Source organism: Sorangiineae bacterium MSr12523 (assembly GCA_037157775.1).
In the GTDB taxonomy this organism is placed as follows: domain Bacteria; phylum Myxococcota_A; class Polyangia; order Polyangiales; family Polyangiaceae; genus Pendulispora; species Pendulispora brunnea.
Window position 1 is genome coordinate 10,785,511 of sequence record CP089982.1, and the last position, 12,917, is coordinate 10,798,427.

The following is a 12,917-nucleotide window of genomic DNA, read 5'->3' on the forward strand; positions in this document are numbered from 1 at the left end:
CTCGCCCAAGGCCAGCCTCAAGGAAGCGAGCATGAGCAAAAGCAGCCGCGCCGCCGCAGTTGCCACCACCGACGAATCGCCCCCGAGTTCCGCCGCCGAATCCTCTTATGGAAGAGCTGCGACGAAGGAGCGCGTCCATAGTGTGCCGCCCCCCGGATACGGGGGTGATTACGAAACGGAAGAGGCCGAGCCCGCTTCCGAAGGCCCGGCTGCTGCCGGCGCCCTCGACGACGTCGTCGGCGAGGACGAGTTCGAGGCTGACGCCGAAGCGGTCGTCGCCGAAATCGACTCGATGGATCCCGTCAAGCCGCGCACCCCGAAGGAGTTCGAGGATGGCGGCGGCGACTCCATGCTCGCGCGTTATTTCCGCGAGATGGCCACCCACCATGTGATGGGGCCCGAGGAGGAACTCGCCACCGCCATCGAGGTCGAGGAGGCCGAGGTCGATCACTGGGTCGCCATCTTCTCGTACGTCCCCGCGGCCGAGTACACCCTCGACTCGCTCGAGAAGGATCTGCCCACGGCCGAGGACGAAAAGCTCGACCTTCCGCAGATTGCCGAGCTTCGTAAGCTCATCAAAACGTTCAAGAAGCAGCGCAACAAGCTCACGCGCGAGCAGGAAAAGAAGTGGAACGCGTTCACCACCGCGTTGGGTCGTGCCATCCGTCTGCCGGACAGCGATCGCTTGTGGATCGCGCACGCCGAGGAAATCGGCCGCAAGCTCGGAAACGAGCCCGATCCGGATGACGACGCCGTTCTCGGTGGGCCCGGCGCTTCCACCCCAGAACTGGAGCCCGAGTCGAGCGTGCAGCTTCGCGCCCCGGTGCTGCCGATTACGGCGCAGTACAAGCGCTACTGCGATCGGATGACCCAGGCGGCTTTCCACAGCAAGGCGGTGAAGAACAAGTTCGTCAAAGCGAACCTGCGCCTCGTGGTGTCGATTGCGCGCCGCTACAACCGCGGACGATTGCCGCTCATTGACCTCATTCAGGAAGGCAACATCGGCCTGATGAAGGCGGTCGAGCGCTTCGATCACACGCGAGGCTATCGCTTCTCGACCTATGCCTCGTGGTGGATCCGCCACGCCATCAGCCGAGCACTCGCCGACAAGGGTCGCGCCGTGCGCATCCCCGTGCACATGCTCGACACGCACAATCGGGTCGCACGCGCCACACAAGCGGTCATCGCCCGCACGGGCCGTGATCCGACATTGGCCGAGCTCGAGAAGGAGACGGGCATCCCGCAAGAGAAGCTCGACAAGGTGAAGGGCTCCTGGGCAGAGACACCGTTCTCCCTCGATCGCCCCGTGGGTGACGAGGACGGACGCAAGTTCATCGACTTTTTGCAGGACGAGAATTTGCTCTCGCCGTACGAGAGCCTCGTTTCGCAGAAGTGGGGCGAGGAAGTGCGCCGCCTGCTCGGCACGCTCACGCCCATCGAGTCGCGCATCATCCGATGGCGCTTCGGCCTCGACGACGAGGACGAGCTCACGCTCAAGGAGATCGGCGACAAGTACAACCTGTCGCGCGAACGCATCCGTCAATTGCAGGAGCAAGCTCTGGGTAAGATCCGCAAGCACATGCGGGACTGACGAGGACTTACTCTCCCCACTGACGACGTAAGAGGAGTTCGACCAGCTTGTCGGCGGCGGAACGGGCGACGTCTGCCTTGCCGTTCACCTGGTTGAAGAGGATCGAAAACGCGAGCGGACCTTTGCCGGGCGGGCCGAGGACGTAGCCAGAAAGGGCAATCGCGTCTTGCAGGGTGCCGGTCTTCGCGCGGATGGCACCGTGATGGCGGGTGGCGCGGAAGCGTTTGTGCAAGGTGCCGTCGACACCACCGGTTGCGAATTGGGCGACGAACTCCGGTTGGACGGCGGCATCGCGCCACATGGCGCGCAAAAAGAGGACGAGGCTGGTGGGCGTGGTGCGGTTGGCGTCGAAGAGGCCGGAGCCATTCTTGATGGCGAGGCCCGTGTCGCCTGCGCCGATTTTGGTGACCCACCGGCTCACGACCTCGGCGGCGTCGGCGCTCTTGCCAGGGCGGCCTTTGACCTCGCTGCCCATCGTTTTGAAGATCATCTCCGCGTAGAAGTTGTCGCTGTTTTTCCCGAGTGCGTAGAGCAGCTGCGAGACCGGCTCCGACTCGTGGCGGGCGAGCAAGTTCCCCTTGGTGGCGGTGCCGACTTTGACCTCGCCCGCGACCTTGATGCCGACCTTGTCGAGCATCGCGCGCAGCACGTAGCCGGGCAGGAGCGTGGGATCTTCCACGCGGCGCGTGTAGCGCACGACGCGTGCATCGCTTCCCACGGAGCCGGAAACTTTCGCAGCGAGCCGCTTGCCGTTGCCGGATAGTGCGAGAACGACCGAGTCGCGTCCCTCGGCGGTGGCCACGGTGCCGTCGACGTCGACGAAACCGGGCGGATCGAAGCTGACCACGGCGGGCGAGCCGGCCTGCGTGGGCCGCACGGAAAGGGTCACGGTGTTCTCGTTGACGGAGAGCGCGGCGATGGGGGCGCGGAAGGCGGCCCACTCGTTGGGCTGCTGCTCGAAGGCGGGCGGGGTCGTTTGCTCGTCCCAAATGTGCTGATCGACGAGGAGATCGCCCGAGACGCGGCGCACGCCCTGCGCGTGCAGCTCCTCGGCGAGGGCGTAGAGATCCGCCGTGGAGAGCGAGGGATCGCCATGGCCGCGAAGAACCAGCGGGCCTTGCACCTCGCCGTCTTTGGCGACGCCGAAGAGGGCCGTTTCGTAGCGATGGTCGGGCCCGAGCAGCGAGAGGGCAGCCCCCGCCGTGAAGACCTTGGCATTCGAAGCAGGATTGAGCGCCGTGTGCTCGTTGGCAGTGGCAAGATAGTGCCCGGTGTCGCAATCGAGAACGGCCACGGCCACCTGGGCGTCTTTGAACTTGGTATCCGCCGCCATCGCGCGCACCGCGGCCTCGAGATCGGGGACGTGGTCGTGAATCGGGCCGGTAGCCACCGCGGGCGCAGCGGCGGGTGCCGCCTGCGGCGTGGCATCGCGCGCGACGAGCATCACGGCGAACGCGGCGACGAGACAGCGGTACGGACGAAGCTCGAACATGGACTCGCTTTTATCGTGACGGCGGCCGTCGCGGCGAGCGGCCTTTGCTGCCAGGGTGCCTCGCCGAGCCCCCGGGCGGAAAAATCGGCAGATGCCGTCGAGCTCATCGTTCAAAACGATGCGGAAACACTGGATCCGCGCTACGCGGTGGACACCGTGGGTCTGCGCGCGACCCGGCTGATTCACGCCGGGCTGGTCCGGCTGGATCCCGATACCTTGGCCCCGGTGCCCTATGCCGCCGAGAGCTTTCGCTGGCAAGACGAGCGCACCCTGCGCGTCGAACTGCGCCGCGACGCCCGGTTTCACTCGGGCGCACCGCTCACGCCGGCCGACGTCGTCGCCACCTTGCGCGCCTTCGGCTCGCCCAAGGTCGCCTCCCGGCATGCGCGCGCCGTCGAGGCCATCGCGGACGCCCGCGACGACGGTGAGCACGCGGTGATCATCACGCTGAAGCGGCCCCACGGCACGCTTCTCACCGATTTGGAGCTCCCGATCCTACGCGCCGACCAGGCAGCGTCGCCGCCGCGCCCCGACGGCCAGCTCGATGGCCTGGGCCCCTATACGGTCGCCAGTGTTGCCCGCGGCGCAATCACGTTGGCGCCGGCAAACGCAGCGACGCCGCGCCATCCCGTCGTCCTCCGCACGGTCCACGACGAAAACGCGCGCGCCCTCCGCCTCACTGCGGGCCGCTCCGACGTCGCCCTCAATGTGCTCGCCCACTCGATCCTCCCCGCCCTCGCCCGCGAGCCCGACCTCAAGGTCACCTCCCGCCCCGGCGCCAACCTCACGTACCTCCTCGCGCGTGTCGATCGCGGGCCCCTCGCGGACGTCGCCGTCCGCCGGGCCCTGGCGCAGTCCATCGATCGCGACACCATCGCGCGCACCTTGCTCGGCGGCTTCGCCAAGCCCGCGAACACCCTGATCCCGCCGATGCATTGGGCCCACGCGAACCTCGCGCCGCTCGCCTACGACCCCGCCGCCGCCCGCCCCGTTCTCGCGCCGGCGAATCTACACGTCACCTTGCTCACGTCCACGGACCGCAGCCGCTTCACCCTCGGCCGCTACGTCGCCCAGCAATGGGCCGACGTCGGGGTCGCCGCCGATGTGCAGCCATTGGAACTCGGCACCATGATCGCGCGCCTCAACGCAGGCGATTTCGATCTGGCCATCCTCCAGATCCCCGAGCTCACCGAACCCAACGTGCTGCGCGTGTTCCTGCACAGCGCCTCGATCCCTCCCGCCGGCGCCAACCGCGCCCGCGTCCGCGATCCGCGCGTGGACGCACTGCTCGACGAAGGCCAGCGCCTCACCGATCGCGATGCCCGCCGCGCCGTCTACGCCGAGCTCGAGGCACGCCTGCACGAGCAGCTCTACATCGTCCCTCTCTGGAACGAGGACCAGGTCGCCGTCGTCGGCCCCCGCGCCCGCGACTTCATCCCGAGCGCCGAGGGCCGTTGGCTTTCTCTCGCGTCGCTCCCCTGAGAGCCAAATTACTTCGTGATCTCGAATCGATACGTCCAGCGGCCAATCCGGTTCTTGCTGCGATGAAGCGCCACGTTCCGCCCGAACACGATGCTGATTTGCGGCTGCTCGCGTGGAGCCGATGCAACGTACGCGCCGCTATCGAGACGTAAAATTTCGAAGCGCGCTTCCTTCTTTCGAACGTCGATGATCCAGTATTCCGGGACCCCCGCGCGCGCGTACGTTTCGCGGAGAATCGTCAGATCTTTGTGAGTCGATGACTTGCTCACGATCTCGGCGACGAGATCGGGTGTCCCCTCCAACTCGACGGAATCATCCGGATCGCCATTCCTCGGCACCTCGCGCAAACGCCCCGTTTCGAGCGTTTCCCACAGAGCAAAACAGAAGTCCGGAACCGTGCTGAGACCAGCTCGCGCATGCGTCAAGAGCACGCCGTCGGGATACGATTCGCCCAGATCGTCGGACTCAGCGAGGCTTGCTAGGGCCAGCAACATCTGTCGCTTGACGATGCTATGCGTTCGAATGGCTTCCGGACTCACCTCGAACAGAACCTCCCCCCGGGCAAACGTTGCTTTCACCCCATCCGGAAAGTCGTCCGAGAGGACCCACTCGCGAAAGCCCTCATGGGTGAACGCCGACTTCGGCATGAAAACGCCTGCGCCCTCGAAACACACGGCGTATTCCGGCTCACCCATGATTCCCAATTTTACGCTCTTGCCGCCGCCGGGCAACGCCCGACTAGCCAGACCAGCTCGAGTGATACCCCGGATCCTCGATGCTGGCCGCCTGCTGCGTCGGTTGAAGCGGCAGGTACGTGTCGACCATCACCGCCAGCTCGTCGGTGCGGGTGCTGCCGATGCTTGCTTCGTAGGCCCCCGGATGCGGGCCGTGGGCGATGCCTGCAGGATGCAACGATAGTGCGCCCGGGCCTACGCCGCGGCGGCTCGTGAAGTTGCCGCGCAAATACAGAATGACCTCGTCGCAGTCGACGCTCGAGTGCGGGTACGGACACGGAATGGCTTGCGGGTGCGTATCCGTCACGCGCGGGACGAAGGAGCACACGAGGAAGCCGTGGCCGGCGAAGGTCGTGTGGATCGTCGGCGGCAGGTGAACCAGCCCCGTCTTCGGTTGGTATTTCTCGATGTGGAAGGCCCAGGGATAGACGAAGCCGTCCCACCCCACGATGTCCATCGGAGGGTTCTCGAGGACGTAATGCGAGTAGCGCCCGTGCTTCTTCACGTACAGCTCGCGCGGGCCTTGCTGGATGCGATCCGGCGTCGAAATCGGCCCGGTGGGCCGCACGAAATCGCGATGCGTGTAGGGCGCATCCATCATGAACTGCCCCACCGGATTGCGGAACTGCGTGGGGATGTGCACCCCGCCGTGGGCCTCGAAGCAAAGCATGCGCATCGACTTGGACGAGATGTGCCAGCGATGCACCATCGACTTCGGGACCCACACGTAATCGCCGGAGCGAACGTCGAGCCAGCCGCAGGGCGACTCCAGGCGCGCGTTGCCCTCCTGCACGAACCACAGCTCGTCACCGTCGCCGTTGGCGAAGTACGCTTCGTCCGTTTCGGTGGGGCGTGCGAGGAGGATGGTCAGATCCTTGCTGAACAGGATCGGAAACCGCCGCTCGAAAAGCTGACCGCCCTGCGGGATCTTGTCGCTCAGATACAGCCGCCGCTTGAGCGGGTGCATGGCCCGCTCGTCCGCGACGGGGGGCGCATAGCCGCGATGGGTCGAGGAGACCTCGCGGTGCGCCGTGATGGGGTACCGGTGATAGAAATACGTGAAGGCGCCGCTGAACCCGTCCCGGGTGAACATCTCTTCGTAGAAGAGACCCCCGTTCGAATCGCGCAAGGCCGTGTGGGGCTTGTCCGGAAAGATGCCCGCGTGCCCTCGGTCGATCACCGCTACTGCCCTCCTTTATCCGCTTCCGCTTTCTGCGCTCGCTCGATGCTCTCGAACAGCGCGCGGAAGTTGCCGAAGCCGAAGCCTTTGTCGCCAGCCCGCTGGATGATCTCGTAGAAGAACGGACCCGCGCGGGACTCGTCGTACAACGTGGCCGCCTCTTGCATGAAGATCTGCAGCATGTAGCGGTCGTGCGAACCGTCGACGAGGATGCCGAGCCGCTCGAGCTCCGCGAGCTCCTCTTTGACGTTGTGGATGCCCAGCTTCTCCAACCGCCCCGGGAGGTCGCGATAATACGCGGGGTGCGTGGCCATGAACCGCACGCCACGTCGCTTCAGCTCTTCCACCGTCGGAATGATGCGGTCGACCGCGAACGCCACGTGCTGCACGCCATTGCCGGCGTTGTCGTCGACGAACTTGGTGATCTGCGAATCACGGAAGAAGGGACGGAGCGGTTCGTTGGTGGCGAACTTCACGCCGCTGCCCGGATCCCACATGACGATGGAGCGAAGCCCCGACCCGGTGTCGCGACCCTGGGCGACGTCGTTCGTGTGGAAGCTGATCTCCCAGAACGGGACCATGCCGAGCACGTCGCGGTACCACGCGATGATGGGCTGCATGGTGAGGCCGTTCGACGTCACGTGGTCGATGCCGGCGATGCCGAACATGTTCTCAGGGCGCACGGCGTTTCCGTGGCCACTGTCCACGAAGCCAGGCGCGAAGGCGCTGAAATCGTTGCGCTCGACGAAACGGAACGCCACGTCCCCGAGCGGGGTGGCAATTTCGATGGAGCGGTACGAACCGCCGCGATCGTCCTTTTCCTCAATGGGATCGCTGAGAAAGGTGCCGCCGCGTACCTCGAGGAACTGGATGGCCTGATCGAGGTTCTTGACGCGGAACCCCAGGCTCATCACACCGGCCGGGTGGCGCCGAAGGTAGCGTGCCGCCTTGGATTTCTGCGCCAGCGGCGTGGAAACGCACACGCGCGCCTCGCCGGCCCCGAAGACGATCGACTGCTGACCACTGCGGGTCACCAAATCGTTCCCGGCGCGTGCGACTTCCTTGAAGTCGAGGACGTCGGTATAAAAGTGCCGTGAGCGCTCGAGGTTTTCGACGACGAAGTGAAACGAGTCGAATCCGATGAGCCCCAGGCTGGAAGGCGCGGACTGTTTGGCAGACGAATCCGCCGAGCCCGTACCGTGCGAAACGTTGGATTCTTCTTTCATGGGCGTGGACCTTAGCATCTGAGATCGATGTGGTGCGGTGACAGAAGAAGCTTTATTGACGGGCAAAGTAGAAACGGAAACCCGGTTGTGGTATCGCCACGCTGCGTAAACGGGAAGTCATCGGAGGTGCTCGGCTTGCCGCGCCGCGCATCGACGTAAACAAGGAGGCAGGACGATGAGCCGAAAGCCGACCAAGTACGTATTTGTTACCGGCGGTGTCGTCTCCTCCATCGGGAAGGGACTGACGAGCGCATCCGTCGGGGCATTGTTGGAAGCGCGCGGATTGCGCGTGACCCACGTCAAGTTGGACCCTTACATCAACGTGGACCCGGGCACGATGAGCCCGTACCAACACGGCGAGGTGTTCGTCACGGACGATGGTGCCGAGACGGATCTCGACCTGGGTCACTACGAGCGCTTCACAAGTGCTCGGATGACGCGCCAAAACAACTTCACGACCGGTCGCATATATGAGGCCGTCATCTCGAAGGAACGACGCGGTGAGTACTTGGGCGCGACCGTCCAGGTCATCCCTCACATCACCGACGAGATCAAAGCGCGCGTGCGGGACGCCACCGAAGGGGTCGACGTCGCCATCATCGAGATCGGCGGCACGGTGGGTGACATCGAGTCGTTGCCGTTCCTCGAGGCGATCCGCCAGTTGAAGATCGAAGCGGGCCCCCAAAACGCGCTCAGCATGCACGTGACGTTGGTGCCGTACATCGCCACGGCCGGCGAGCTGAAGACGAAGCCGACGCAGCACTCCGTTAAAGAGATGCGTGAGATCGGCATTCAGCCGGACGTGCTCATCTGTCGCACGGCCCAGCCGCTCTCCCGCGGAACGAAGGAGAAGATTGCGCTCTTCTCCAACGTGTTCGTGGAGGCCGTCATCTCGGCGGTGGACGTGAGCTGCATTTACGAGCTGCCCGTGTGGTTCCACAAAGAGGGACTCGACGAGCTCATTTGCGAGCGCCTGAACATTTGGAGCCGCCAGCCGGATCTGTCGACGTGGCAGCGCATCGCCGAGCGCTTCACCAAGCCGACGAAGGGCACGGTGAAGATTGGCGTGGTGGGCAAGTACGTGCATTTGCGGGATGCCTACAAGTCGCTGCACGAAGCGCTGGTGCACGCGGGCATGCAGAACGACTGCCGCGTGGAGCTCGACTACATCGACTCGGAGGAACTCGAGCGCGACGCAGTGGAGCAGCGACTTTCGCAGCTCGATGCGATCCTGGTGCCGGGCGGCTTCGGCGATCGCGGGACCGAGGGCAAGATCGCGAGCATTGGCTATGCGCGCGAGAACAAGATTCCGTTCTTCGGGATCTGCTTGGGGATGCAGCTGGCCGTGGTGGAGTTTGCGCGCAGCATCGCGAAGCTTGCCGGCGCGAGCTCGGCGGAGTTCGACAAGGACGCGCCGCACTCGGTCATCGACTTGATGGGCGATCAGCGCAACGTGCGCAACAAGGGCGGGACGATGCGCCTCGGCGCGTATCCGTGCACGCTCAAGCCGGGGACGATTGCGGCGGAGGCCTACGGCACGACGGACATTTCCGAGCGGCACCGCCATCGCTACGAGTTCGCCAACGACTACCGCGATCAGCTGAGCGAGGCAGGGCTCATTCTGTCGGGTGTGTCGCCGGACAAGCGCCTGGTGGAGATGATCGAGCTGCCGGATCATCCGTACTTCGTGGGCTGCCAGTTCCATCCGGAGTTCAAGAGCCGTCCGGCCTCGCCGCACCCGCTGTTCGCGCGCTTCGTGCGCGCGGCTCTGGAGCGACAGGCGCAGCGAACGCGCCCGAGCAGCGAGGTGCGCAAGGCACCGGCTCCGCAGCGCGAGATCAACTAGGGCAGTACCGTGGTCGTTCGGCCGGTGGTGCGGCAGTACAAGGAGGCCTACGCGCGCGAGGCCGCTCGGCACGTGCGGGCGGGCGGCCATGCCGTGGTCTGGGAAAAGGGCGGGCGGGTACGCCTGGTGATTCCGGTTCCCAAGAGCGACGATCCGATGGACCTGCACTACTGGTCCCTGTTGGATCTGGGAAAGAGCCGCTGGAAGAAGATGCCCAGCGGGCCTTACCGGGGGCTGGCCATCGCGATGATTCCGCGCGACTGCCACGACATCGTGCGACGGCGCGCCGAGCGTGACGCCGTCTGGCCCGAGGCGCAGCGCACGATTTCGTTCGACTGCCTCGCGTGTGGCGCTTGTTGCCGCGACAACTACGTCGAGCTGGACCCGGACGACATCGCGCGCTTCCGCAAAGCCGGACGCGCCGATCTGCTGCGCCGCCCGTACACGCGGAAGAAGGACGGGAAGCTGGTGCTGCGGCTTTTGAAGTCGAAACGGTGCCGCCATCTCGAAGACGACAACCGCTGTACGATTTACGAACTACGGCCGTCCGCCTGCTCCGTATTCCCCGTCGGAAGCGAGTGCTGCCTGCACTCGCGCGAAATGGAATTCGAGATGTACGACGGCGACCCCCCGGGTTGACCGCCGGCCCAGCCGGCTTTCTAACGGACGACTTCGTAGAGCTCTTTGAGCTTGGCGCGGAGATCGGGGGCGGTGAGTTTGCTCGCGATGGCGCGATCCACGAGGGCGCGGCCGTCTTTGCCGCCGTGCTTCAGGAGGATCTGGCCCGTGCTGACGACGGCGGCTTTGACGGGTGCGGTGGTCGCGGAGGCGTAGTTCAGCACGAAGAATTGCTTCAAGGTGGGAACCTCCGCGGGGCCGGCCAAGGTCGTGAGGGCAGCCGCCGTCTCCTGGAGGTCTTGGTCCGGCGTGACCGGATCGAGCATGTGCGAGCTCAAAAGGGGCGCCGCGCTGGCATCGTTCATCGCGGCGAAGGACTGCGCGATCGGGCCCACGGGCGGCGGCTTGAGCACATTGTGCAAATAGTCGTAGCGGCGCTCGAGGGCCGCCAGCATGTAGCGCCCGCCCTTGCGCCGGCCCGCCAAGGCAGTGCGCACGTCCGCGGCCACGAAGGGGCTGATCGCGGGGTCGTTCATCACGTCGATGAGCGCTTTGGTCGCGACTTCGTCCTCGAGTGATGCGATCTCGCGCACGAGCAGACGCTTGCCCGTGGCCAGCTCCGGATCGGGCACGCGCAGCGCCTCCGCGAGCTCGTCGGCCAGCGAAACAGGCCGCGCGGGACGGCCCCCGCGCACCGCGAGCGCATCGACCTGCACGACGCAGCTCTTCACCGGCTCGCCGAGATCGCGTTCCCCGAGGGGATCGCCCTGGTTGGCGCTGAGGAAGACGACCTTGCCTTGTTCGTCGCAGATGAGGAAACCATCCTCGCCCGCGGCGCCGGCAATGACCTCCGTCGGATGCGTGTACACCCACGACAAACCGCCGCGCGAGGCATCGAAGCCCATGATGATGCGGAAGTAGGTCGCGTAGTAGCGCGAATTGGCCACGACGAGCCACCCCTCTTCCGGTGCGCCGCCGCCCTTGCCCGGATTGGCCGCCGTGGTCTGCACGTTGTTCGTCGGGCGCACGTAGGTGCGCACGCGATCGCGCGCGGTGGCGACCAACTTGGGCCGCTCCTCGATGGGCGGCATCAGCACCGGCGAGCCGGGAAGCTCGCGCGGGGGAAGCATCACGTGCGACGCCTTCTGCAACGACGCATCTTTGATGCGCTCGTCGAAGCGGTACACGCTGTTTTCGCCGAAATAGACGCTCCCGCCCTGCGTCCACGCGCGACTCACCTGCTCGCGGAATAGAATGCGCGCCGGCTCGTCGGCCGCAACGATGTCGAAGACGCTGACGTACTGCCGCCCCCACGGAATGAAGGCGAGGCCACCGACCACGGCGGGCACGCCCACTTCCTTGTCGGTCTCGATCTGCCGGCGCACGTCACCGTCACGCTCGACGGCAAGCAACGTGGAACCGCGCGCGCCGCCGGAGCGCCCGAAGGTGATGACCGTGTACTGCCCATCATCGCCCGCGCCGATCAGCGGAAGGCCGCCCGTGGGGCGTGCCCAGAGCTTTTTCCCAGTGCGTGCGTCGAGCGCGAAGACTTCGCCACCACCGGAGCCCACGACGACCTGCCCTGCAATCGCGGGACGCGCATCGAGCGGGTGCGCGTAGGTCCACTTCTCGCCGCTGTCGAGGAGCACCGCAACGATCTTGTCGCCGTTGCCGGCAACGCCGATCGCGATGTCCGTCCCCGGCGATGGCTTCGTGCCCGCAAGGCGGCTGCGCACGGCGTCGACGCCTTGCGCGCGATCGGCAGACCAATCGCTGGAAAAGAGATCCGCGCGGTTCAAGGCACCGCCGCACGCGGTGCATGCCGTGAGGGTCATGGCAAGCAGAAGGCTTTTTGCAATCTTCACGATCCACTCGCCCGCGTGGTGGCCTTCACGGCTTGATCGATCAGCGTCTTGAGGCGCGGTGAGCCCGTCGCCGGCCAGCGCTTCTGGATGCCCAGCAGAAACTTGTGCGCTTCGTTCGTCTTCAGCTCGCGAACGCGGCCGATGACGTTGGCCTTGGTGTCCTCGTTCACCTCGGCGGCGGGGCGAAAAAGCATCGGCTCGAGACCGCTCTCCATCAAATCGAGAGGAAGCCGGCCGAGGCGGGCGAGAAAGTCCGCGCACTCGTCGGCGTTGCAAAGCTGCCCGATGGGTGCAGCAGCCTCCACGACGCGGTGATCGAGTGCCAGCGCGAGATCGCCCACGGCTTCACGCGCCCGCAGAACACCGAGCCCGGTGGCCGCAGCGCTGCGAACGGGTGCCTCGGAATCGGACAGTGCGTGCCGCAAGGCTGCGACCGCGGCCGGGCCCTTGGTGCGCGCAAGCGCCTTGGCGGCCGCCGTTCGCACCTTCGCATCGCGATGCTGGAGGTACGCGGCCACGCTGGGCGTCGAGGCCGGCGATTCGATTTCAGCGAGTGCGTTGAGCGCGGATTCCGCCAGCGCACCATTGAGCCCGCGGTCGAGAAGCCCCGCAATTTCGGCGGCCAGCGAGCTGGCCCCCTTTCCGGCGAGGCGAGCATCCTCCAACGCGGCGGCGATTCGCTCGGGCTCGCCCGACTTCAGCTTTTCCGCAGTTCCGGGCGGTAGCGGCTTTCGCGGGGCGGCCGCGCTCGAAGGCGCGATTTTCGGTGGGGCAGCGGGCGGCTCGGCGGCGCGGGCCCCTGCGGTGATGCCTTGCGCAGCGGCGACGATGCCAACCACGGCGCAGGCGAGAGTCCAGGGTCTTCGCATGCTCACATGCTCGG

The 12,917-nt window shown here is 65.8% G+C and carries 10 protein-coding genes; 4 read left to right on the forward strand and 6 right to left on the reverse strand.

Translation table 11 applies throughout. The features are described 5' to 3' along the window. Window positions 1-31 precede the first annotated feature (31 nt). Window positions 32-1,591 (forward strand): sigma-70 family RNA polymerase sigma factor, encoded by a 1,560-nt coding sequence (locus LZC95_42490; protein ID WXA93108.1) that lies wholly within the window; start codon window positions 32-34, stop codon window positions 1,589-1,591. A gap of 7 nt (window positions 1,592-1,598) precedes the next feature. On the opposite strand, the gene dacB is transcribed toward LZC95_42490, so the two are convergent. Then, complete coding sequence (dacB, locus tag LZC95_42495) at window positions 1,599-3,083, reverse strand: D-alanyl-D-alanine carboxypeptidase/D-alanyl-D-alanine-endopeptidase (GenBank protein ID WXA93109.1); 1,485 nt, start codon at window positions 3,081-3,083, stop codon at window positions 1,599-1,601. A 15-nt stretch (window positions 3,084-3,098) separates the two neighbouring features. On the opposite strand from dacB, the gene LZC95_42500 reads away from it, so the two are divergent. After that, window positions 3,099-4,565 carry an ABC transporter substrate-binding protein gene (locus LZC95_42500; GenBank protein WXA93110.1) on the forward strand — a complete coding sequence of 489 codons (1,467 nt, stop codon included), beginning with the start codon at window positions 3,099-3,101 and terminating at the stop codon, window positions 4,563-4,565. 8 nt (window positions 4,566-4,573) lie between these two features. Here LZC95_42500 and LZC95_42505 read toward each other — a convergent pair whose 3' ends face one another. From LZC95_42505 to LZC95_42515, 3 genes are read right to left on the reverse strand one after another with little or no spacing between them, the layout of a single operon-like run. Further along, entirely contained in the window at window positions 4,574-5,260 is a 687-nt protein-coding gene (locus LZC95_42505; GenBank protein ID WXA93111.1) for a Uma2 family endonuclease, read from the reverse strand. A 43-nt stretch (window positions 5,261-5,303) separates the two neighbouring features. Then, on the reverse strand, window positions 5,304-6,479 hold the full coding sequence (locus tag LZC95_42510; protein WXA93112.1) for a homogentisate 1,2-dioxygenase: 1,176 nt from the start codon (window positions 6,477-6,479) through the stop codon (window positions 5,304-5,306). A gap of 2 nt (window positions 6,480-6,481) precedes the next feature. After that, the gene (locus tag LZC95_42515) at window positions 6,482-7,705 is read right to left on the reverse strand and encodes a VOC family protein (GenBank protein ID WXA93113.1); all 1,224 of its coding nucleotides are present in this window, start codon (window positions 7,703-7,705) and stop codon (window positions 6,482-6,484) included. 175 nt (window positions 7,706-7,880) lie between these two features. On the opposite strand from LZC95_42515, the gene LZC95_42520 reads away from it, so the two are divergent. Both LZC95_42520 and LZC95_42525 read left to right on the forward strand, forming a co-directional pair. Continuing rightward, window positions 7,881-9,551 (forward strand): CTP synthase, encoded by a 1,671-nt coding sequence (locus tag LZC95_42520; protein ID WXA93114.1) that lies wholly within the window; start codon window positions 7,881-7,883, stop codon window positions 9,549-9,551. 9 nt (window positions 9,552-9,560) lie between these two features. After that, window positions 9,561-10,190 (forward strand): YkgJ family cysteine cluster protein, encoded by a 630-nt coding sequence (locus LZC95_42525; GenBank protein ID WXA93115.1) that lies wholly within the window; start codon window positions 9,561-9,563, stop codon window positions 10,188-10,190. A gap of 20 nt (window positions 10,191-10,210) precedes the next feature. On the opposite strand, the gene LZC95_42530 is transcribed toward LZC95_42525, so the two are convergent. Together LZC95_42530 and LZC95_42535 are read right to left on the reverse strand one after the other, a co-directional pair. Next, window positions 10,211-12,034: a PQQ-binding-like beta-propeller repeat protein gene (locus LZC95_42530; GenBank protein WXA93116.1), complete on the reverse strand. Its 1,824-nt coding sequence runs from the start codon at window positions 12,032-12,034 to the stop codon at window positions 10,211-10,213. Continuing rightward, the gene (locus tag LZC95_42535; GenBank protein ID WXA93117.1) at window positions 12,031-12,903 is read right to left on the reverse strand and encodes a HEAT repeat domain-containing protein; all 873 of its coding nucleotides are present in this window, start codon (window positions 12,901-12,903) and stop codon (window positions 12,031-12,033) included. Before LZC95_42535 ends, LZC95_42530 begins: the two co-directional genes overlap by 4 nt. Window positions 12,904-12,917: the final 14 nt, after the last annotated feature.